The 20,345-nt window shown below is 58.2% G+C and carries 21 protein-coding genes and 1 pseudogene; 11 read left to right on the forward strand and 11 right to left on the reverse strand.

Translation table 11 applies throughout. The annotated features are described in order from the left end of the window. Window positions 1-207: 207 nt before the first annotated feature. Window positions 208-750, forward strand: a complete 543-nt coding sequence (locus GT756_RS26265; protein WP_225983755.1) for a hypothetical protein — start codon at window positions 208-210, stop codon at window positions 748-750. Between the two features lie 27 nt (window positions 751-777). After that, window positions 778-1,587, forward strand: a complete 810-nt coding sequence (locus GT756_RS15920) for a TIGR04222 domain-containing membrane protein (RefSeq protein ID WP_227524528.1) — start codon at window positions 778-780, stop codon at window positions 1,585-1,587. Between the two features lie 32 nt (window positions 1,588-1,619). On the opposite strand, the gene emtA is transcribed toward GT756_RS15920, so the two are convergent. Then, the gene (gene emtA, locus GT756_RS15925) at window positions 1,620-2,231 is read right to left on the reverse strand and encodes a membrane-bound lytic murein transglycosylase EmtA (RefSeq protein ID WP_004203299.1); all 612 of its coding nucleotides are present in this window, start codon (window positions 2,229-2,231) and stop codon (window positions 1,620-1,622) included. A 175-nt stretch (window positions 2,232-2,406) separates the two neighbouring features. Here emtA and ldcA point away from each other — a divergent pair, with 175 nt between their 5' ends. Then, on the forward strand, window positions 2,407-3,321 hold the full coding sequence (gene ldcA, locus GT756_RS15930; RefSeq protein ID WP_017900195.1) for a muramoyltetrapeptide carboxypeptidase: 915 nt from the start codon (window positions 2,407-2,409) through the stop codon (window positions 3,319-3,321). Window positions 3,322-3,413: 92 nt separating this feature from the next. Further along, window positions 3,414-5,147: a potassium/proton antiporter gene (locus GT756_RS15935; RefSeq protein ID WP_004203303.1), complete on the forward strand. Its 1,734-nt coding sequence runs from the start codon at window positions 3,414-3,416 to the stop codon at window positions 5,145-5,147. 16 nt (window positions 5,148-5,163) lie between these two features. Here GT756_RS15935 and dadX read toward each other — a convergent pair whose 3' ends face one another. The 3 genes and pseudogenes from dadX to GT756_RS25930 form a co-directional block, all read right to left on the reverse strand. Further along, on the reverse strand, window positions 5,164-6,234 hold the full coding sequence (gene dadX / locus GT756_RS15940; RefSeq protein ID WP_004203306.1) for a catabolic alanine racemase DadX: 1,071 nt from the start codon (window positions 6,232-6,234) through the stop codon (window positions 5,164-5,166). Between the two features lie 9 nt (window positions 6,235-6,243). Continuing rightward, window positions 6,244-7,542, reverse strand: coding sequence for a D-amino acid dehydrogenase (locus tag GT756_RS15945; RefSeq protein WP_160124914.1), 1,299 nt, complete (start codon window positions 7,540-7,542; stop codon window positions 6,244-6,246). A gap of 98 nt (window positions 7,543-7,640) precedes the next feature. Beyond that, window positions 7,641-7,787: pseudogene (locus tag GT756_RS25930) on the reverse strand (hypothetical protein). Between the two features lie 76 nt (window positions 7,788-7,863). Between GT756_RS25930 and GT756_RS15950 the strand changes: the two are divergent. Further along, a complete protein-coding gene (locus tag GT756_RS15950) occupies window positions 7,864-9,396 on the forward strand; it encodes a SpoVR family protein (RefSeq protein ID WP_160124915.1) in 1,533 nt (510 codons plus the stop codon). Between the two features lie 72 nt (window positions 9,397-9,468). On the opposite strand, the gene fadR is transcribed toward GT756_RS15950, so the two are convergent. Continuing rightward, window positions 9,469-10,188 (reverse strand): fatty acid metabolism transcriptional regulator FadR, encoded by a 720-nt coding sequence (fadR, locus tag GT756_RS15955; RefSeq protein WP_004203311.1) that lies wholly within the window; start codon window positions 10,186-10,188, stop codon window positions 9,469-9,471. Between the two features lie 248 nt (window positions 10,189-10,436). Between fadR and nhaB the strand changes: the two genes are divergently transcribed. The 3 genes from nhaB (at window position 10,437) to GT756_RS15970 (ending at window position 13,139) form a co-directional block, all read left to right on the forward strand. Continuing rightward, entirely contained in the window at window positions 10,437-11,987 is a 1,551-nt protein-coding gene (gene nhaB, locus GT756_RS15960; protein ID WP_004203313.1) for a sodium/proton antiporter NhaB, read from the forward strand. A 128-nt stretch (window positions 11,988-12,115) separates the two neighbouring features. After that, window positions 12,116-12,646 (forward strand): disulfide bond formation protein DsbB, encoded by a 531-nt coding sequence (gene dsbB / locus GT756_RS15965; protein WP_004203315.1) that lies wholly within the window; start codon window positions 12,116-12,118, stop codon window positions 12,644-12,646. 148 nt (window positions 12,647-12,794) lie between these two features. Next, window positions 12,795-13,139, forward strand: a complete 345-nt coding sequence (locus GT756_RS15970) for a DUF1971 domain-containing protein (protein ID WP_002910895.1) — start codon at window positions 12,795-12,797, stop codon at window positions 13,137-13,139. 5 nt (window positions 13,140-13,144) lie between these two features. Here GT756_RS15970 and GT756_RS15975 read toward each other — a convergent pair whose 3' ends face one another. From GT756_RS15975 to GT756_RS15985, 3 genes are all read right to left on the reverse strand, one after another. Beyond that, the gene (locus tag GT756_RS15975) at window positions 13,145-13,591 is read right to left on the reverse strand and encodes a YcgN family cysteine cluster protein (RefSeq protein ID WP_017900197.1); all 447 of its coding nucleotides are present in this window, start codon (window positions 13,589-13,591) and stop codon (window positions 13,145-13,147) included. Between the two features lie 94 nt (window positions 13,592-13,685). Then, window positions 13,686-14,345, reverse strand: coding sequence for a fumarylacetoacetate hydrolase family protein (locus GT756_RS15980; RefSeq protein WP_023318603.1), 660 nt, complete (start codon window positions 14,343-14,345; stop codon window positions 13,686-13,688). A 16-nt stretch (window positions 14,346-14,361) separates the two neighbouring features. After that, the gene (locus GT756_RS15985) at window positions 14,362-14,643 is read right to left on the reverse strand and encodes a YcgL domain-containing protein (protein WP_004203320.1); all 282 of its coding nucleotides are present in this window, start codon (window positions 14,641-14,643) and stop codon (window positions 14,362-14,364) included. A 126-nt stretch (window positions 14,644-14,769) separates the two neighbouring features. Here GT756_RS15985 and minC point away from each other — a divergent pair, with 126 nt between their 5' ends. From minC to minE, 3 genes are read left to right on the forward strand one after another with little or no spacing between them, the layout of a single operon-like run. Next, the gene (gene minC, locus GT756_RS15990) at window positions 14,770-15,468 is read left to right on the forward strand and encodes a septum site-determining protein MinC (RefSeq protein WP_004203323.1); all 699 of its coding nucleotides are present in this window, start codon (window positions 14,770-14,772) and stop codon (window positions 15,466-15,468) included. A gap of 23 nt (window positions 15,469-15,491) precedes the next feature. Next, window positions 15,492-16,304: a septum site-determining protein MinD gene (minD, locus tag GT756_RS15995; protein ID WP_002910900.1), complete on the forward strand. Its 813-nt coding sequence runs from the start codon at window positions 15,492-15,494 to the stop codon at window positions 16,302-16,304. 3 nt (window positions 16,305-16,307) lie between these two features. After that, on the forward strand, window positions 16,308-16,577 hold the full coding sequence (gene minE / locus GT756_RS16000; RefSeq protein WP_004103270.1) for a cell division topological specificity factor MinE: 270 nt from the start codon (window positions 16,308-16,310) through the stop codon (window positions 16,575-16,577). Between the two features lie 77 nt (window positions 16,578-16,654). On the opposite strand, the gene rnd is transcribed toward minE, so the two are convergent. From rnd to GT756_RS16015, 3 genes are all read right to left on the reverse strand, one after another. Further along, window positions 16,655-17,770, reverse strand: a complete 1,116-nt coding sequence (rnd, locus tag GT756_RS16005; RefSeq protein ID WP_072500816.1) for a ribonuclease D — start codon at window positions 17,768-17,770, stop codon at window positions 16,655-16,657. A gap of 81 nt (window positions 17,771-17,851) precedes the next feature. Beyond that, window positions 17,852-19,537 carry a long-chain-fatty-acid--CoA ligase FadD gene (gene fadD / locus GT756_RS16010; RefSeq protein WP_025999236.1) on the reverse strand — a complete coding sequence of 562 codons (1,686 nt, stop codon included), beginning with the start codon at window positions 19,535-19,537 and terminating at the stop codon, window positions 17,852-17,854. A 205-nt stretch (window positions 19,538-19,742) separates the two neighbouring features. Beyond that, window positions 19,743-20,324, reverse strand: a complete 582-nt coding sequence (locus tag GT756_RS16015; RefSeq protein WP_032456304.1) for a Slp family lipoprotein — start codon at window positions 20,322-20,324, stop codon at window positions 19,743-19,745. Between the last annotated feature and the right edge of the window lie 21 nt (window positions 20,325-20,345).

Here is a 20,345-nt window from a genome sequence, read left to right on the forward strand (position 1 = left end):
ATTGCGAAGACCCGCCCTACTGAAAATACCACAGCCGTTCCGGCGCCCTATTCTATCTCACCCTCTTTTTTAGCCTGGCTACGTAATAGCGCCACCAGCGTCATTCAGCTGGCCATGTTCAGGCTGTTAAGAAAAAACTATGTCACTCTCATCCATTCTGCGGACAATATTCAACTCTGCGCCAATCAGCAGTACGCAGAATGCAAAATGACCTGTGTGGAAAAAATACTGTTTGACCATTTCGCTACACCAAAATCCAGTGACCAGGATCTGCCGCTTTCTCTGCACGTCGCCGAAAAGAACCACTGGGCGACCGATCCTCACTGCCAAGGGCTGCGGCTCAGCCCGACGCACCAAACGTGGAATATGATATTGATTGCCGCGCCCTCCCTGCTATTGATCGCCGCGCTCGCCTGGAAAACGCTTTTTGATAATCAGGCGATAATTCACTCCAGCGTGTTCAGCTGGCTGACAATGGGGATGGTTTCCGGCCTGTGGTGGCTGTGGCTGTTATGCATCACCTTAAATGCCACCCGGCTGGACCGGGAAGGGATCGCCGTTAATATCTTTCATCACTATATTGATACCCTGAAGGAGACGCTTATTGCTGACTCAGATACCCTGACCGATGAAAACGCCGATTATTGCGTGGCGATCGGTAAAACCGCCCTGCTTCCCGAAAGATTTGCTGAATATGTAAAAATCATCAACCTTATTAAGTATCCCTTTTGTCTGCAGAGGCTGGATTAACGAGGGGATGGTATGTGGAATTTTATAATGCATCTGCATCCACTGCTGTTTCTCGGCGGTTTTATACTTATCGTCCCGGGTATCTATATTGCTATTGGTATAATGATTATCCTGTCGCGGCCAGCGGCTCAGCCCCAGCCGCACGCGATGGAGGTTAGCCCCTGGCTGCTGGCGTGGCTGACCGGAGAAGGGACCCGGGTGATTCAGCTGGCAATGTTCAGCTTACTCAGTAATAAGCATCTGTGGGTCCCGGAGCCCGGGCAGGTTTTGGCTAACGGACGCTATGCAAACCACGAAATGAACGTCATTGAAAGCATACTATTTGACCATTTTGCGGTGCGAAAGCCGTGTCATGAAGATCTGCCCTGCTGCCTGAGTATCGCCGGACGTAACCTCTGGCAGGAACAGATAGCAAGTGCGGGTTTAGCCTTAAGTCCGCTGCGCCGCGGATGGAATATGCTGGCCATCAGCATCCCTTCGGTCGCCCTCGGCGTTATCGTTGCCAGTAAGACCTTTATCTGGCTCGACCTCACCGCTTACAGCATCTTCAGTTGCCTGCTCATGCCCTCGGGTTGCGTTCTGTGGGGCGGATTATGGATAGAGGCCATTAGCAAAACCATTCGTCTCGATATCAACGGCATTTCGCATCATGACGCCCATGCCTGCATCAATGCGTTACGAGAAACGTTAGCGTATAAAGGCGCGCAGGAGGATGACGCGACGGCCATGCTCTGCGTGGCGGTAAACGGCGTGGAATCGCTTCCCGAGCGCTACCGGGAATATAAAGCGTTAATAGCGCCGATTAGCGTTATCACGTCGCTGCGCACAGAGGATTAGGACCCCGCCAGGCCGGCGGGGCGAAGGTAAGGTTACATGGCGTCCAGCGCTTTCTGCAGCTTCCAGATATAGCGCGGCGCCTGCGGAGCCGGGTGTTTTTTCGCCACATGCTCGAAGAACTCATCGGCGTCGAGGTCGTTAATCTCCTCGATGGCGTCCTGCCGGTTTGACGAGAAGGTGCGCAGCAGCGCGCCAGCGCCGTTGGCATAGGAGACCACCACCGCATAGCGCATCACCTGCGGGTCTTTGATCCCCGCCAGCGGACCATTCTCCAGAATGCTCAGATAGGCGGCCCCCATCGAGATATTCCGTTCCGGGTTTTTCAGCTCACTGACCGACGGCTCGCCGCGCCAGCCCATCCGCCGGTAAACATCGCGTCCGGAGGTCGACGGCTTAAGCTGCATCAGTCCGACGGCGCCGGATTTACTCACTACCGCAGGATTACCGCCCGACTCGATGGCAATGATCGCCGTGATCAGCTGCGGATCCACGCCCCAGGCGGCGCCGGCTTTTTCACTGATCGGCATCCACTGCATCGCCCGCTTCACCGGGACCTCGGGGTTCCACGGTGGATTGGTGTAATCATGTTTCGAACTACAACCGGCCAGAAAAACGACTAAAATAAGCAACCATCTCAATTTCACACATCTATCCTTATCTACCCAAACGCCATCATGCTGCAGAACGACGGCAGCGGTACGTCCACCGCCCGCCGACAGCCTGATGGATGACGGGTGCGGATTGAAGTTAGCCACCTGGAGATGACAATCGCCATTCCAGGCGGCATCATAACCCTTTCATTCATAGCAAGGAATTATCATGTCTCAGTTTTATCTGGTCGCGCCATCCGGTTATTGCATCAACCAGCAGGCGGCGGCCCGCGGCGTCGAGCGTCTGCAGCAGGCCGGGCACGAGGTGGCCCACCAGCAGGTCATTCCCCGTCGGCAGCAGCGTTTCGCCGGAACTGAACATGAACGGCTGGCCGATATTAACCAGCTTGCCCAGTTGCCGGGCCGCAACCGGATCGTTCTCGCGGTGCGCGGCGGCTACGGCGCCAGCCGCCTGCTGCCGCATATCGACTGGCAGGGGCTGATTGCCCGCCAGCAGCGTGACCCGTTGCTGATTTGCGGCCACAGCGATTTCACCGTCATCCAGTCGGGCCTGCTGGCCATGGGCAACGTCGTCACCTTCAGCGGGCCGATGCTCGCAGGGAACTTCGGCGCGGAGACCCTCGATCCGTTTACCGAACAGCATTTCTGGCAGGCGCTGCGCCAGCCTGAATTCACCCTCGAATGGCCGGGCGAAGGGCCGAACTGCCGGGTGGAAGGCACCCTGTGGGGCGGGAATCTGGCGATGCTGACTTCGCTTATCGGTACCCCGTGGCTGCCGGCGATCCGCGACGGCATCCTGGTGGTGGAGGATATCAATGAGCACCCGTTCCGCGTCGAACGCATGCTGCTTCAGCTGTTGCACAGCGGCGTACTGGCGGCGCAGAAGGCGGTGATCTTCGGCAGCTTCACCGGCGGCGCGCCGAACGACTATGACGTGGGATATGACCTGCCGCAGGTGTTTGATTATCTGCGCCAGCAGCTCTCTGTACCGCTGATAAGCGGACTGGAGTTTGGCCACGAGCAGCGCACGGTGACCCTGCCGCTGGGCGCGCGCGCGCGGCTGGTCAACCAGCCATCAGCCACCACCCTGACAATCAGCGGCCACCCGGTGCTGGCAGAATAAATTTCCCAGACGCATAGGCGGATTCCCTGCGAATTGTTAAAATAGTGTCACTTTTAGCCATTTTTTCACGCCAGTCAGGGAGTACGTGAACATTGGACGCCGCTGCGGTCATTAGTCTGTTTATTCTGGGTTCTGTTTTAGTAACCTGCAGTATCTTATTGAGCTCCTTTTCTTCGCGCCTTGGCATCCCGATTCTGGTCATCTTTCTGGCCATCGGGATGCTGGCAGGCATTGACGGCATCGGCGGCATCCCCTTCGACAACTACCCCTTCGCCTACATGGTGAGTAACCTGGCGCTGGCGGTGATCCTGCTGGACGGCGGGATGCGCACCCAGGCCAGCTCCTTTCGCGTCGCGCTGTGGCCAGCACTGTCGCTGGCGACGGTCGGGGTGCTGATCACCTCGGCGCTGACCGGGATGATGGCGGCCTGGCTGTTCAAACTGGATATGATCGAAGGCCTGCTGATCGGCGCCATTGTCGGCTCCACCGACGCCGCGGCGGTCTTCTCGCTGCTCGGCGGCAAGGGGCTCAACGAGCGCGTCGGCTCGACGCTGGAGATTGAGTCAGGCAGTAACGACCCGATGGCGGTCTTCCTGACCATCACCCTGATCGAAATGATCCAGCAGCACCAGACCGGCCTCAGCTGGATGTTCGCCGTGCATATCATTCAACAGTTCGGTCTCGGGATCGCCATCGGCCTCGGCGGCGGCTACCTGCTGCTGCAGATGATCAACCGCATCGTGCTGCCCGCCGGGCTCTATCCGCTGCTGGCGCTGAGCGGCGGGATCATGATTTTCGCCGTCACCACTACCCTCGACGGCAGCGGTATCCTCGCCGTCTATCTCTGCGGCTTTCTGCTGGGCAACCGGCCTATCCGCAACCGGCACGGTATCCTGCAGAACTTCGACGGTCTGGCGTGGCTGGCGCAAATCGCCATGTTCCTGGTGCTGGGCCTGCTGGTGACGCCCTCCGACCTGCTGCCGATCGCTATCCCGGCGCTGTTGCTGTCGATGTGGATGATTTTCATTGCCCGTCCGCTGTCGGTATTTGCCGGTCTGCTGCCGTTCCGCGGGTTCAACCTCCGCGAACGGGTATTTATCAGCTGGGTCGGCCTGCGCGGCGCGGTGCCGATTATTCTCGCGGTGTTCCCGATGATGGCCGGCCTGGACAACGCCCGCCTGTTCTTCAATGTCGCCTTCTTCGTGGTGCTGGTGTCGCTTCTGCTCCAGGGCACATCGCTATCGTGGGCGGCGAAAAAAGCCAAAGTGGTGGTGCCGCCCGTCAGCTGGCCCATCTCCCGCGTCGGGCTGGATATTCACCCGGAAAACCCGTGGGAGCAGTTTGTCTACCAGCTGGGCGCCGATAAATGGTGCATCGGCGCGGCGCTGCGCGACCTGCATATGCCGCCGGAGACGCGGATTGCCGCCCTGTTTCGCAACAATGCCCTGCTGCACCCCACCGGCAGCACCCGCCTGCGGGAAGGCGATATCCTGTGCGTCATTGGCCGCGAGCACGACCTGCCGGCGCTGGGCAAAATGTTCAGCCAGTCGCCGCCGGTGGCGCTCGATCAGCGTTTTTTCGGCGACTTTATACTTGATGCCGAGGCCCGCTTCGCCGATGTGGCGCAAATCTACGGCCTCGACGGCGGAGAGGAGTTCCGCGAACATCAGCAGTCGCTGGGGGAAGTGGTGCAGCAGCTGCTGGGCGCCGCGCCGGTGGTGGGCGACCAGGTGGAGTTCGCCGGGATGGTATGGACAGTCGCGGAAAAAGAGAACGATCACGTGCTGAAGGTAGGGGTACGGGTCGCGGAAGACGAGGCGGAGTGATCCGCCCCGGAACAGGTTACAGGGTCACAACAGGCACCCGCGGCGCCAGGGCGCACATCAGCTCATAGCCGACGGTGCCGCAGCTGGCCGCCACGTCGTCGATTTTAATCTCTTTGCCCCACAGTTCGACCGGCGCGCCGATCCCGGCCTGCGGACAGGGCGTTAAATCGACCGCCAACATATCCATCGACACGCGCCCGACGGTGGTGGTGCGTACGCCGTCCACCAGCACCGGCGTGCCGCTCGGCGCCACCCGCGGGTAGCCGTCGGCATAGCCGCAGGCGACGATGCCGATCCGCTGCTCCTGGGTGGTGCGATACAGGCCGCCATAGCCAATCGCTTCGCCGGGGCGCAGGTTCTGCACGGCGATGATTTCGCTGCGCAGGGTCATCACCGGCTTCAGGCCGGTGTTCGCGATATCCTGCCACTGCCCGGAGGGCGATGCGCCATACAGCACGATGCCGGGACGAACCCAGTCAAAATGCGCTTCCGGATGCCAGAGCGTCGCCGCCGAGTTGGCCAGCGAGCGTGGGCAATCCAGCCCCTCCGCCGCCTGTTCGATCCGGCGCATCGGCTCAACAATCCCCTGCGGGTTCTCCGCCTCCGCGAAGTGCGACATCAGCGTCATCTCGCCGACGTTGCTTATCGCCCGCAGCTGCTGCCAGACGGTATGCACCCGCTCCGGCATAAAGCCCAGCCGGTTCATACCGCTGTTCACCTTGAGATAGATATCCAGCGGCGCGCGCAGCTTCGCCTGCTGCAGCGCCTTAATCTGCCAGTTGCTGTGGACGCTGGTGGTTAAGCGATATTGATCCAGCACCGCCAGCTCATCGGCATGGAAGAAGCCCTCCAGCAACAGGATCGGCCCTTTCCAGCCCTGCTCGCGCAGCAGGATCGCCTCTTCCAGGTTGAGCAAGGCGAAACCATCCGCCGCGCTTAACGCACTCCATACCCGCGCCACGCCATGGCCATAAGCATTTGCTTTGACCACCGCCCACAGGCGCGACCCGGGGGCCGCGCGACGCACTATCTGTAAATTCTGCCGCAAGGCCAGCAAGTCGATACTGGCCACTACCGGACGGGTCATGCAAGCTCCTTAGTTGTGTGCGCCATGCAGATGCTGCGGACGCGCCGGGGTAAACCCGGGGCTATAGCGGGCGACAGCCAGATCGTCGTAAGGGATCGCCGGCGTGCGGCCGGAGATCAGATCGCTGATAAGCTGCCCGGAGCCGCAGGCCATGGTCCAGCCAAGCGTGCCGTGGCCGGTGTTGAGCCACAGGTTTTTAAACGCCGTGCGCCCGACCACCGGCGTGCCGTCCGGCGTCATCGGCCGCAGGCCGGTCCAGAAGGTGGCCTGCTCAACGTGGCCGCCGCGCGGGAACAGATCGCGCACCACCATCTCCAGGGTTTCGCGACGCGGCTGCAGCAGCGCTTTATTAAAACCGACGATCTCGGCCATACCGCCGACGCGAATGCGCTGATCGAAACGGGTGATGGCGATTTTATAGGTCTCATCAAGGATAGTGGAAACCGGCGCGCCGTCTTCCTGGGCAATCGGGATGGTTAACGAATAGCCTTTCAGCGGGTAGACAGGAATATCCACCAGCCCCTTGAGCATCGCCGTCGAGTAAGAGCCAAAAGCCATGACATAGGCGTCGCCCTTGATAATCTCATCGCCGCATTTCACCCCGGCAATGCGATCGCCCTCCTGCAGCAGGGCGTCCACCGCGGTGTTGTAGCGGAAGGTGACCCCGGCCTGTTCCGCCATCGCCGCCAGACGAGTGGTAAACAGCTGGCAGTCGCCGGTTTCATCGTTTGGCAGACGCAGGCCGCCGGTCAGTTTGTGGCTAACCTCCGCCAGCGCGGGCTCCACTTCCGCCAACCGCTTCGCCTCCAGCAGCTGATAGGGCACGCCGGCGTCCTCCAGCACCGCGATGTCGCGGGTGGCGTTTTCATACTGTTTGGCGGTACGGAACAGCTGCAGCGTCCCGCCCTGACGCCCTTCATACTGAATGCCGGTGGTGTCGCGCAGCGCCTTCAGGCAGTCGCGGCTGTACTCCGCCAGGCGCACCATCCGGCCTTTGTTCTCCATATAGTGGCGGGTGTCGCAGTTGCGCAGCATCTGCCACATCCACTTCAGCTGGAACGACGTGCCGTCAAGGCCGATCGCCAGCGGCGCATGGCGCTGGAACATCCATTTGATCGCCTTCAGCGGCACTCCCGGCGCCGCCCAGGGCGCCGCATAGCCGGGAGATATCTGCCCGGCGTTGGCCGCGCTGGTCTCCTCTGCCGGACCGGGCTGACGGTCGATGACTGTCACCTCATGACCCGCCTGACTCAAATACCACGCGCTGGCTACCCCAACCACCCCACTTCCCAGTATGACGACACGCATAGCAACTCCGTAACAGTTAAAGAACAATCATCTAATTACAAATTGATAACTCAGTTGAAAATATTATTCAACATACGCTTTATTTATGGTGACTTAACTCACAGCAAACCGCACCAGTCCTGAGCTGTAAGATTTACGATCTCATGCTGCGCTTTATTTTTACCCAGCATTTAATTCTGCAAATAAGCGCAAAAAACGGCTTTGAGATGGGGAAATCGCGAAGAAAAGCGATTGGCTGACAACACAGTTTGCTGTGCGGTGTTCTATGCTTGTTTAGAGGTTTTCCGTTCAGAGAAAACCAACAACAACGAGGGCGCGCTAATGGCTACGATTGACTCCATGAACAGGGACACCACCCGTTTAAGCGATGGACCCGACTGGACGTTTGAGTTACTGGAGACCTACCTGGCCGAAGTGGACCGGGTCGCTAAGCTCTATCGTCTTGACACCTACCCGCACCAGATCGAAGTCATTACTTCCGAACAGATGATGGACGCCTACTCCAGCGTCGGCATGCCCATCAACTATCCGCACTGGTCGTTCGGCAAAAAATTCATTGAGACCGAGCAGGCCTATAAGCACGGCCAGCAGGGCCTGGCGTATGAGATCGTCATCAATTCCAATCCCTGCATCGCTTATCTGATGGAAGAAAATACCATCACCATGCAGGCGCTGGTGATGGCGCACGCCTGCTACGGGCATAACTCGTTCTTCAAAAACAATTACCTGTTTCGCAGCTGGACCGACGCCAGCTCAATCATCGACTACCTGATTTTCGCCCGCAAATACATTACCGAGTGCGAAGAGCGCTATGGCGTCGACGAAGTGGAGAAACTGCTCGACTCCTGCCACGCGCTGATGAACTACGGCGTCGACCGCTATAAACGTCCGCAAAAAATCTCGCTGCAGGAGGAGAAGGCGCGGCAGAAAAACCGGGAAGAGTATCTGCAGAGCCAGGTGAATATGCTGTGGCGTACCCTGCCGAAGCGCGAAGAGGAGAAGGCGATTGAGTCCGCCCGCCGCTACCCTTCCGAACCGCAGGAGAACCTGCTGTACTTTATGGAGAAGAACGCCCCGCTGCTGGAATCGTGGCAGCGCGAGATCCTGCGCATCGTGCGCAAAGTCAGCCAGTATTTCTACCCGCAGAAACAGACCCAGGTGATGAACGAGGGGTGGGCCACCTTCTGGCACTATACCATCCTCAACCATCTCTATGATGAAGGGAAAGTGACCGAGCGCTTTATGCTGGAGTTTCTCCACAGCCACACGAACGTGGTCTTCCAGCCGCCGTACAACAGTCCGTGGTACAGCGGGATTAACCCCTACGCGCTGGGGTTCGCCATGTTCCAGGACATCAAGCGCATCTGCCAGTCGCCTACCGAAGAGGACAAGTACTGGTTCCCGGATATCGCTGGTTCCGACTGGCTGGAAACGCTGCATTTCGCCATGCGCGACTTCAAGGATGAGAGCTTTATCAGCCAGTTCCTGTCGCCGAAGATCATGCGCGATTTCCGCTTCTTTACCGTGCTCGACGACGATCACAACAATTATCTCGAGATCTCGGCGATCCACAACGAAGAGGGCTATCGCGAAATCCGCAACAAGCTCTCGGCGCAATATAACCTCAGCAATCTCGAGCCGAATATCCAGGTGTGGAACGTTGACCTGCGCGGCGACCGCTCGCTGACGTTGCGCTATGTGCCGCACAACCGCGTCCCGCTGGACAAAGGGCGGCGCGAAGTGCTGAAACATGTGCATCGTCTGTGGGGGTTCGATGTGCTGCTGGAGCAGCAGAATGCCGACGGCAGCATTGAGCTGCTGGACCGCTGCCCGGCGCGGCCAAACGCGCTATAGCATTGCGGGACGTTAAAACGACGAAGGGGGCCATCGGCCCCCTTATTTTATTTATCGATCGCGAATAGCGGCTTAACGCACATTCATGGCTAAATCGCCGGGCAGCGATTTCTGCATCCGGTGCCAGATCTCGCCGCTGTCATGGCCGTAGCGACGAACCAGCTCATACACCTGATCGTGCAGGCCGCCTTCGCACACCTTCGCCAGCTGATGATAAAAGCCCAGCGCCAGGCTGCGCGCTTCCGGGCTGGAGAAGTAGTGGCGGCCGATGCGGGTATATAGCCCCTTCATGCCGTTGAGGATCAGGCCATAAATCGGGTTGCCGGAGGCGAAAGCCAGACCGCGGAAAATGTTGTAATCGAGATCGGCGAAGGCGTCGGCGTGATCTTCCACTTCCCGGGCGCTGTCCAGCACCGCCAGCGCTTTATCCGGATGCTGACGGAACGCGGTGCGAATAAAAATCGTGGAAATATTGGTGCGCACGGAGAGCAGGTTATCAATCAACTGGGGGACGCTGTCGTGATCGAGACGCGCCAGTGTTTCAAGGATATTCAGCCCGGAGGTCTCCCAGAAGTTGTTCACTTTGGTGGGTTTGCCGTGCTGAATGGTCAACCAGCCGTCACGCGCCAGACGCTGCAACACTTCGCGCAGCGTGGTGCGGGTGACACCGATCAGCTCAGAAAGCTCGCGTTCAGCGGGGAGAATCGATCCAGGTGGGAAGCGGTTATTCCAGATGCTCTCAATGATATACTCTTCCGCGAAACCCGCAGGGCTCTGCGCCTTAATGACCATAATAATATTTCCATTACACATTGTTGCAATTGCACTCATCATACCAGAGCCGCTATAGCGCAGATAGCATCGCAAGTGAATTAAAAAGGGATCGCCGTTTCATTTTCCGTTTTTACTTTACGCTTTTCCTTATCTCCCGTAACCGCCGCAGCGCTGCGAAGAAAGTTGCTTCTCATTTTGCTCAACTGGTACTCTTGCCAATAGTTACGCACAAAATCATGCACTAATTGACGGGGAAGGATTCTGTCGTGGAAATTTCTTATGGCCGCGCGCTGTGGCGCAATTTTCTTGGCCAGTCGCCTGACTGGTACAAGCTGGCATTAATCATTTTCTTAATTATCAATCCGCTGGTGTTCGCCGTGGCGCCATTTGTCGCCGGCTGGCTGCTGGTGGTTGAGTTTATCTTTACCCTCGCCATGGCGCTGAAGTGCTATCCGCTGCTGCCGGGTGGCCTGCTGGCTATCGAGGCGCTGCTGATCGGCATGACCAGCCCAGCGCACGTGCGGGAAGAGATCGCCAGCAACCTGGAAGTGCTGCTTCTGCTGATGTTTATGGTGGCGGGCATCTACTTTATGAAGCAGCTGCTGCTGTTTGTCTTTACGCGCCTGCTGTTAGGGATCCGCAGCAAGATGCTGCTGTCGCTGGCCTTCTGCCTGGCCGCTGCCTTCCTCTCCGCCTTTCTCGATGCGCTGACGGTGGTGGCGGTGGTGATAAGCGTCGCCGTCGGGTTCTACGGCATCTATCACCGCGTCGCCTCGGCACGCCCGGACGATAGCGACCTGCTCGACGACAGCCATATCGAGCAACACTACCGCGAGGTGCTGGAGCAGTTCCGCGGCTTTCTACGCAGCCTGATGATGCACGCCGGCGTCGGGACCGCGCTCGGCGGCGTCATGACCATGGTCGGCGAACCGCAAAACCTGATTATCGCCAAAGCGGCGGGCTGGCATTTTGGCGAGTTCTTTCTCCGCATGGCGCCCGTCACCCTGCCGGTGATGGTCTGCGGTCTGTTAACCTGTCTGCTGGTGGAAAAGTATCGCCTGTTTGGCTACGGCGAACCGCTGCCGCCGACGGTGCGCAAGGTGCTGCAGGAGTTTGACGATCGCAGCCGCGCCCAGCGCAGTCGTCAGGAGCGGCTACGGCTGATTGCCCAGGCGCTCATTGGCGTTTGGTTGATCGTCGCCCTCGCTTTTCACCTGGCTGAGGTCGGCCTGATTGGCCTGTCGGTGATCATCCTCGCCACCACCTTTACCGGGGTGACCGATGAGCACGCGATTGGCAAGGCGTTCACCGAGGCGTTGCCCTTCACCGCGCTGCTCACGGTGTTCTTTGCCGTAGTGGCGGTGATCATCGACCAGCAGCTGTTCACGCCGGTCATCGAGTTTGTTCTGCAGGCCTCTCCGCACGCGCAGCTGTCGCTGTTTTATCTGTTTAACGGCCTGCTGTCGTCCATCTCGGATAACGTTTTTGTCGGCACGGTCTACATCAACGAAGCGAAAACCGCCCTCGAGCATGGCGCCATCAGCCTGAAGCAGTTTGAGATGCTGGCGGTGGCAATCAACACCGGCACCAACCTGCCGTCAGTGGCCACCCCGAACGGCCAGGCGGCATTCTTGTTCCTGCTGACTTCCGCGCTGGCGCCGCTTATCCGACTCTCCTATGGCCGCATGGTGTGGATGGCCCTGCCCTACACCCTCGTACTGACGCTGGTCGGCCTGCTGTGCGTCGAGTTCACCCTGATGCCGGTCACCGAATGGTTGCTGGCTCACGGCTGGCTGGTTACCCCCACCCTGCCGTGATCCACGCGTCGCCCGGGTTCGCCCGGGCGATTCAATAACCAGTTACGTAATATTTTCCGCCGGGCCGCTGGCGTCGGTACGGTTTTCGTTTACACTGCCATGATTTAGCATCTTCCAGGGAAATGATTATGTTGCAATATTTAAACCAGTGCTCGCGGGGACGCGGCGCCTGGCTGCTGATGGCATTGACCGCGTTCATTCTCGAACTCGTCGCGCTGTGGTTCCAGCACGTGATGCTGCTGCAGCCGTGCGTGATGTGCATTTATGAACGCTGCGCCCTGTTTGGCATCATGGGCGCGGGGCTGGTGGGCGCTATCGCCCCTAAAACGCCGCTGCGCTATGTCGCCATGCTGATTTGGCTGTACAGCGCGGTACGTGGGCTACAGCTGGCGTGGGAACATACGATGATTCAGCTGCACCCATCGCCGTTCCAGACCTGCGATTTCGCCGCCCGTTTCCCGAGCTGGCTGCCGCTGGATAAATGGTTGCCGCAGGTGTTTGTCGCGTCCGGCGACTGTTCGGTACGCCAGTGGCAGTTCCTGTCGCTGGAGATGCCGCAATGGCTGGTGGGAATTTTCGCGGCTTATCTGGTGGTCGCTATCCTGGTGATCGTTGCTCAGCCTTTTAAAGCCAAAAAGCGCGATCTGTTTGGCCGCTAAGCCGCAGCGAGTACCGCACACTGAAACGCCCTACGGGGCGTTTTTTTGTGCCTGCCGTTCATCACTGAATCCTTTCCTGTCCGTGGTTGACCACAGACACCAAAAGGTGCATATTAAATACATCTTTTATAACCCCACAGGAGCTCACATGTCATCTTTACTGATCCCCGCAGACTGGAAAGTTAAACGCTCCACCCCGTTCTTTACCAAAGAGAACGTCCCCGCCGCCCTGCTGAGTCACCACAACACCGCGGCCGGTGTCTTCGGTCAGTTGTGCGTCATGGAAGGTACGGTCACCTATTACGGTTTTGCCAATGAACAGGCGACGGAGCCGGAGAAAAAAGTCGTGATTCATGCCGGGCAGTTTGCCACCAGTCCGCCGCAGTACTGGCACCGCGTCGAACTCAGCGACGATGCCCGCTTCAATATTCACTTCTGGGTGGCGGAAGAAACCGACGGTGAAAACGGGCTGTTTCACGCGAAGAAAGCGTGACGGGCTTACCGCGCCCTGTCAGGCAGATTGAGGATATGGTCCTGCCAGTCGACAACGGTGGACTCGGGCACCGCTATATGGCGGACGGAGATGCGTTCGCCGTGCATCGCCGCTTTTGAGCCGGTCAGCAGCGGGTGCCAGGCCGGCAGAGGTTTGCCTTCCGCCAGCAGGCGATAGGCGCAGGTCGGCGGCAGCCATTCGAAGGTCGGCAGATTTTCACGAGTGAGCTTGATGCAGTCCGGCTCATATTCGAAGCGACGCTCGTAGTTACGGCACTGGCAGGTTTTGATATTGAGCTGACGGCAGGCGACGTTGGTGAAGTAGATCTCATCGGTATCTTCATCCATCAGCTTATGCAGGCAGCACTGGCCGCAGCCGTCGCACAGCGATTCCCACTCCGCGTCGGTCATGTCATCCAGGGTTTTTTGTTGCCAGAAAGGTTGTTCGCTCATCGGAATGTCCGTCGTTGCCAGTTAAGGGTGCACCTTATAACCAGTCTGGCACGACGATGCAAGTTTTGCCGCCCCAAAAGGCGGCAAACCACGCTTACAGTACGCGGGTGGTGAGCGACAGGCCGTTGAAACCGACCTCCAGCTCGTCGCCGCTGTGCAGCGGTCCCACCCCTTCCGGGGTGCCGGTGAGGATCACGTCGCCGGCTTTGAGGGTAAAGAAGCGCGACATATAGGCGATCAGTGGCACAATCTTATGGATCATGTCGGCGGTAGTGCCCTGCTGGCGCACTTCGCCGTTAATCTTCAGACTTAACGGCGTATTCTGCGGGTCGCCGTGGAACTCGGCCGCCGGAATAAAGCCGGAGATCGGACAGGCGTTATCGAAGCCTTTGGCCTTCTCCCACGGCTGCCCGGCCTTTTTCATTTTAGCTTGCAGGTCGCGCAGGGTGAGATCCAGCGCGACGCCATAGCCGGCAATCCCTTTCAGCACATGCTCTTCCGTCGCCTGACGCAGCGTACCGCCGATCAGCACCGCCAGCTCCACTTCATGATGCACCGAACCCAGCCCCTCAGGAAGCACCAACGGCTGACGGAGATCGCACAGCGCGCTCTCAGGTTTAATAAACAGCACCGGCTCTTCCGGCGTCGCACTGCCCATTTCCTTGATGTGCTTTGCATAATTGCTGCCGACGCAAACCACTTTGCTCACCGGATAATCCAGGAGCGCTCCCTGCCAGTTATGATGTTGGTACATTATTTTCCCTCGTGGGTTAATCGGATTGTTTCCCCTGTTCCGCCAGGTGTTTCTTTAGTAGATTTTCAGATGGCGGAGGAAGTTGCAGGTAATAGCCCTGTTCGCTTAGCGCCTGTTTCACTTTTTCAAGGTCGGCGTTAACCAGTTTTTTGCGCCCATCCAGCGGCAGCAGCATCGCCATTTGCGGCGTGCCGAAACCGCGCATGAGCTCGTCAGGAACGCGTGAGAAATCGTCCTTTTTTTCGACGTATAAATAGGTTTGTTCACGTTTAGTACTTCGATAGATCACACAAAACATAGTTTTACTCGGAATTAGACCCGTGGTCACTTGCCTCAATATATCAGTGACTATAACATGCCTTTTAGTCTTCGGAATATCACCGCACTTCGGCGGTCGATAAACAGCAAATTGAGTAAGGCCAGGATGTCAAATACGCCAATCGAACTTAAAGGCAGTAGCTTCACGTTATCTGTCGTTCATTTGCACGATGCAAATCCCGAGGTTATTCGTCAGGCGTTAGAAGACAAAATCGCCCAGGCTCCCGCCTTTTTACGCCATGCTCCGGTGGTGGTGAATATCGCCAGCGTCGAGGAGAGTGTCGAATGGCGCGCCGTCAACGAGGCTATCGCCGCGACCGGTTTACGCATTATGGGCGTCAGCGGATGCAAAATCCCGCGCCTGAAAACCGAAATCGACCGCGCCGGGATCCCGTTATTAACCGAAGGGAAAGAAAAAGCCCCTCGTCCGGCACCGTCCGAACCCGCCCCGCCGCCGCCAGTTGCTAGTCAGATCACAAAAACGCGTTTGATTGATCAGCCGGTACGTTCCGGTCAGCGCATTTATGCGCCACACTGTGATCTTATTGTTACAAATCATGTGAGTGCCGGTGCGGAACTTATCGCTGACGGCAATATCCATGTATATGGCATGATGCGAGGACGCGCATTGGCAGGCGCCGGTGGCGACAGAGACGCCCAGATATTTTGTACCCACCTTGCGGCGGAGCTGGTCTCCATCGCCGGGGAATATTGGCTGAGCGATAACATCCCGGCCGAATTTTATGGCAAAGCGGCACGCCTGCGTTTAGGCGAAAGCGCTTTGACAATTCAACCGTTAAATTAATCCCTTTTTAACAAGGAATTTCTATGGCACGCATTATTGTTGTGACTTCGGGTAAAGGGGGCGTTGGCAAGACCACCTCCAGCGCGGCCATCGCTACAGGTTTGGCCCAGAAGGGAAAGAAAACCGTCGTTATCGACTTCGACATCGGCCTGCGTAACCTCGACCTGATTATGGGCTGCGAACGTCGCGTCGTTTATGATTTCGTCAACGTCATCCAGGGCGATGCCACATTGAACCAGGCGCTGATCAAAGATAAGCGCACGGAAAACCTCTACATTCTTCCGGCGTCCCAGACCCGGGATAAAGACGCCCTGACCCGCGAAGGCGTCGACAAAGTTCTCGAAGAACTGAAGAAGATGGAGTTCGATTTCATCGTCTGTGACTCCCCGGCAGGCATTGAAACCGGTGCGCTGATGGCGCTCTATTTCGCTGACGAAGCCATTATCACTACCAACCCGGAAGTCTCCTCCGTTCGCGACTCCGACCGTATCCTTGGCATTCTCGCCTCCAAATCCCGCCGCGCGGAAAATGGCGAAGAGCCGATCAAAGAGCACCTGCTACTGACCCGCTACAATCCAGGCCGCGTCAATAAAGGCGATATGCTGAGCATGGAAGACGTGCTGGAGATTCTGCGCATCAACCTGGTGGGCGTGATCCCGGAAGACCAGTCAGTCCTGCGCGCATCCAACCAGGGTGAGCCTGTGATCCTCGATGCCGCGTCGGACGCAGGCAAAGCCTATGCCGATACCGTTGAACGTCTGCTCGGAGAAGAACGCCCTTTCCGCTTCATTGAAGAAGAGAAGAAAGGATTCCTCAAACGCCTGTTCGGAGGATAAATTATGGCTTTACTCGACTTTTTTCTCTCGCGAAAAAAGAACACGGCTAATATTGCGAAAGAACGCCTGCAAATCATCGTCGCCGAGCGCCGCCGCGGGGACGCGGAGCCGCATTACCTGCCGCAGTTGCGCAAAGATATCCTGGAAGTGATCTGTAAATACGTGCAGATCGACCCGGAGATGGTCAGCGTGCAACTGGAGCAGCGGGACGGTGATATTTCCATTCTTGAGCTGAACGTGACCCTACCCGAAACGGAAGAGTCGAAACCCTGACCTGCTGTTCCATCCCGAAAAAAAACCGGCTACGCCACGCGCCGCCGGTTTTTTTATGGCCTGAACCAGACCGTCCGCTAGCGCGGATAGTCGCTTAACAGCCTCTTCAGCCGTTCGGCCATCAGCTCACCACGCCAACCGGAAATCAGCTCAGGCTCAGCGGCCTGCGTTTTCAGCTGCCAGTGCCAGTTCAACAGCTGGTTGATCTGCCGACGCGACGCCAGCAGCTCCGCGCTTACGCCCTTCTCAGCGCTCACTTCCTGCACCAGCGCTTTAATATCTTTAAAGGCTTTGCGGTAGCCCGGCATGTCGATCAGATTCTGCAGCGGCGCCGGCAGGGCCGACTCCGGCAGCGCCTGTGCTTTCTCGACCAGGCTAATCAGCGTTTTGCCATGGAAGCGAATTTCGCTACCGGACAACCCGAGGCTGTCGAGCTCGCCGAGGCTGGTGGGCATATAGCGTGCCACGCTCCACAGATGCTCTTCCCGCACCACAAAGTTCACCGCCAGGTCGCGCTCCCGCGCTTTGCGCAGGCGCCACTCCGCCAGCAGCTGCAGGCAGCCCAGCTGGCGGGTACGCAGCTGCCAGGCGTTGCCGATATCGCGCCAGGCCTCGGCCGGGTCGACCACCTCCTGGCGACGCTGCTGCATCAGGCGGCATTCGTCCAGTGCCGCCGATAGCCAGCCCGCGCGATCGGTCTCCGCCATTAATTGGCTGGCGATCGGCAACAGGTACCAGACGTCGGCCGCGGCATATTCACACTGACGCTCGGTTAGCGGACGCGCCAGCCAGTCGGTGCGGGATTCGCTTTTGTCCAGCGCAACCCCGGAATACTCTTCCACCATCGAGGCGAATCCCCAGGACATCGGCCGACCGCAGAAGGCTGCCAGGATCTGGGTGTCGATCAGCGGCTGCGGCATCAGGTTGAACGCGTTGAGAAAGACTTCTAAATCTTCGCTGCCGGCATGCAGGTATTTGGTCACATCCGGGTTGAGCAGCAGCTCGCGCATCGGCGCCCAGTCGGTAATCGTTAAGGGATCGATCAGAGAGACCTGGCGGCCGTCGAACAGCTGCAGCAGGCCCAGCTGCGGGTAATAGGTACGGGTACGGACAAATTCCGTATCCAGAGCGACGGCGGAGGCGGCGCTTGCCGCTTCGCAGACAGCGCGCAGGCCATCGTCGGTGGTGATCATCTGATAGTTCAAAGCATACTCTCTTAACTTGCGCCCATAAAAAACGCCGGCGTAGCCGGCGTCTGGCGACTCATTCGTTACTTAGCCTTTATTGTCCACTTTAGCGCGCGCTTCGTCACGCAGTTCTCGCCGCAAAATTTTCCCGACGTTGGATTTCGGCAGTTCGTCACGGAATTCCACCAGCTTCGGTACCTTGTAACCGGTCAAATGGCGACGGCAGAACGTAATCAGCGCTTCTTCGGTTAACGCGGCATCTTTCTTCACCACGAAGATCTTCACCGCTTCGCCGCTGCTGCCGGACGGCACGCCGATGGCCGCCACCTCAAGCACGCCGCTGTGCTGCATGACCACATCTTCGATTTCATTCGGATAGACGTTAAAACCCGACACCAGGATCATATCTTTTTTCCGGTCAACGATGCGCAGGAATCCCTCTTCATCCATCACCGCGATGTCCCCGGTGTGCAACCAGCCGTCTTTAATAATCTCATCCGTCGCGTCAGGACGCTGCCAGTAGCCCAGCATCACCTGCGGCCCCTTGATACAGAGCTCGCCCGGCTGACCCGGCGCCACTTCGTTATCGTCGTCGTCCACCAGTTTGGCTTCAGTGGAGGGCACCGGCAGGCCAATGCTGCCGCTGTGGTAGTCGATGTCGTGCGGGTTGACGCTGACCAGCGGCGAACACTCGGTCAGGCCGTAGCCCTCCAGCAGATATTGTCCGGTCAGTTTCACCCAGCGCTCAGCCACCGCCTGCTGCACCGGCATACCGCCGCCGGCGGAGAGGTGCAGCGAGGAGAAATCAAGCTGCTGGAACTCTTTGTTGTTCAGCAAGGCGTTGAACAGGGTGTTGACCCCGGTCATGGCGGTAAACGGATATTTCGCCAGCTCCTTCACCAGCCCGGGGATATCGCGCGGGTTGGTGATCAGCAGATTCTGCCCGCCCAGCTCGATAAACAGCAGGCAGTTCATGGTGAGGGCGAAAATGTGATACAGCGGCAGCGCGGTGACCACAAACTCTTTGCCGCGATGCAGCAGCGGGCCGTAGGTGGCATTGACCTGCTCAAGGTTGGCCAGCATGTTGCGGTGGGTCAGCATCGCCCCTTTAGCCACCCCGGTGGTGCCCCCGGTGTACTGTAGAAACGCCAGATCTTCCGCAACGATCTCCGGCTTCACGTACTGCATGCGATAGCCGTGCTGCAGCGCGCTGCGAAACGAGATGGCATCCGGTAGATGGTACTTCGGCACCAGCCGCTTGATGTACTTAACCACAAAGTTCACCAGCGTGCCTTTGGCGGTGGAGAGCTGGTCGCCCATGCGCGTCAGGATCACGTGTTTCACCTGGGTCTTCGCCACCACTTTTTCCAGGGTATGGGCAAAGTTGGAGACGATGACGATCGCCGCCGCGCCGCTGTCGTTGAGCTGATGCTCCAGTTCACGCGGGGTATATAAGGGGTTGACGTTAACCACGATCATCCCGGCGCGCAGGATGCCAAACAGGGCCACCGGATACTGCAGCAGGTTAGGCATCATCAGGGCCACCCGGTCGCCCTTCTGTAGTCCTAAGCCCTCCTGAAGGTAAGCGGCGAAGGCGCGACTGCGCTCTTCCAGCTTACGATAGGTCATCACTTCACCCATATTGATAAACGCCGGTTGGTCGGCGTAGCGGGTGGTGGCATGTTCAAACAGTTCAACCAGGGATTGATAGCGGTCAGGATTTATCTCCGCCGGAACATCTGCGGGATAACGGTTTAGCCAAACCTTTTTCACTGCATCACCTCTGAAATAGTTATTCGTCGTCATCACAGCCCCTGGAAAATACATTTTGTTAACATTATATTAACTCAGCGTACCAGTTTATTAATTAGGCAATGAGCAGGTTGCGAAGCGCGTCACTATTTTTTTTCTTATTCGACTGAAAACAAAGAAACAGCGGACCGGCCGCTGTTTCTTTGAACTAACAAAAACAACAAAATCATTCGGTTACAACGTTTCTGACCTCAGCTGGGCCGGGGTTGTACCACCCCCATCCGCCATAGCCGTAACCCCAGGGGCGCGGACCCAGCATCCACGGGTCGATCGGCTGCGGGGGCATCACCACCTGCTGCACCACGTTCCAGCGTTTGTAGCCGGTGGCGTTCATCAGCATAAATTTGTAGGGCGTGCTGCCTACTTTGCCTTCGACCACCCCGGCAATCGGCCCGACCACGGTCACCAGCTGACCGCGGAAGTCCACCGGATCGAGGAAGCCGTTAACATCGGCATAGATCCGCCCGCGCGAGGGTTCGCCCAGTTCCGGTCGCGCACCGCTGTCCAGCGGCACGGTAGCGATTTCTAAGCGGGTTTTCCCCTGCTGGTTCTGCACGTTGACCACCTTGCCGCCAAAGCGCGCTTCCTGACCGACGTACAGCTGCGGGGCGTTCATCACCCGCACTAAATCCTGCTGCGGCGTGGGGCTGGTGCCTTTGATGGCATCCGGCACCGATACGCAGCCGCTCAGCGCAACGGCAACCGCCGCGGCCAGCAGCCAGCGAACGCCCTGTTTTTGACCCGCCATGATGCGACTCCTTTTCTCAGT

Source organism: Klebsiella sp. Q2, assembly GCF_009900705.1.
GTDB classification, from domain to species: domain Bacteria; phylum Pseudomonadota; class Gammaproteobacteria; order Enterobacterales; family Enterobacteriaceae; genus Klebsiella; species Klebsiella quasipneumoniae.

Coding starts and splice junctions, on each gene's coding strand:
- GT756_RS26265 (WP_225983755.1), top strand. CDS start 208: ATGACCTGTGTGGAAAAAATACTGTTTGACCATTTCGCTACACCAAAA.
- GT756_RS15920 (WP_227524528.1), top strand. CDS start 778: ATGCATCTGCATCCACTGCTGTTTCTCGGCGGTTTTATACTTATCGTC.
- ldcA (WP_017900195.1), top strand. CDS start 2,407: ATGTCTCAGTTTTATCTGGTCGCGCCATCCGGTTATTGCATCAACCAG.
- dadX (WP_004203306.1), bottom strand. CDS start 6,234: ATGACCCGTCCGGTAGTGGCCAGTATCGACTTGCTGGCCTTGCGGCAG.
- GT756_RS15945 (WP_160124914.1), bottom strand. CDS start 7,542: ATGCGTGTCGTCATACTGGGAAGTGGGGTGGTTGGGGTAGCCAGCGCG.
- GT756_RS15950 (WP_160124915.1), top strand. CDS start 7,864: ATGGCTACGATTGACTCCATGAACAGGGACACCACCCGTTTAAGCGAT.
- fadR (WP_004203311.1), bottom strand. CDS start 10,188: ATGGTCATTAAGGCGCAGAGCCCTGCGGGTTTCGCGGAAGAGTATATC.
- dsbB (WP_004203315.1), top strand. CDS start 12,116: ATGTTGCAATATTTAAACCAGTGCTCGCGGGGACGCGGCGCCTGGCTG.
- GT756_RS15970 (WP_002910895.1), top strand. CDS start 12,795: ATGTCATCTTTACTGATCCCCGCAGACTGGAAAGTTAAACGCTCCACC.
- GT756_RS15975 (WP_017900197.1), bottom strand. CDS start 13,591: ATGAGCGAACAACCTTTCTGGCAACAAAAAACCCTGGATGACATGACC.
- GT756_RS15980 (WP_023318603.1), bottom strand. CDS start 14,345: ATGTACCAACATCATAACTGGCAGGGAGCGCTCCTGGATTATCCGGTG.
- GT756_RS15985 (WP_004203320.1), bottom strand. CDS start 14,643: ATGTTTTGTGTGATCTATCGAAGTACTAAACGTGAACAAACCTATTTA.
- minC (WP_004203323.1), top strand. CDS start 14,770: ATGTCAAATACGCCAATCGAACTTAAAGGCAGTAGCTTCACGTTATCT.
- minD (WP_002910900.1), top strand. CDS start 15,492: ATGGCACGCATTATTGTTGTGACTTCGGGTAAAGGGGGCGTTGGCAAG.
- minE (WP_004103270.1), top strand. CDS start 16,308: ATGGCTTTACTCGACTTTTTTCTCTCGCGAAAAAAGAACACGGCTAAT.
- rnd (WP_072500816.1), bottom strand. CDS start 17,770: ATGATCACCACCGACGATGGCCTGCGCGCTGTCTGCGAAGCGGCAAGC.
- GT756_RS16015 (WP_032456304.1), bottom strand. CDS start 20,324: ATGGCGGGTCAAAAACAGGGCGTTCGCTGGCTGCTGGCCGCGGCGGTT.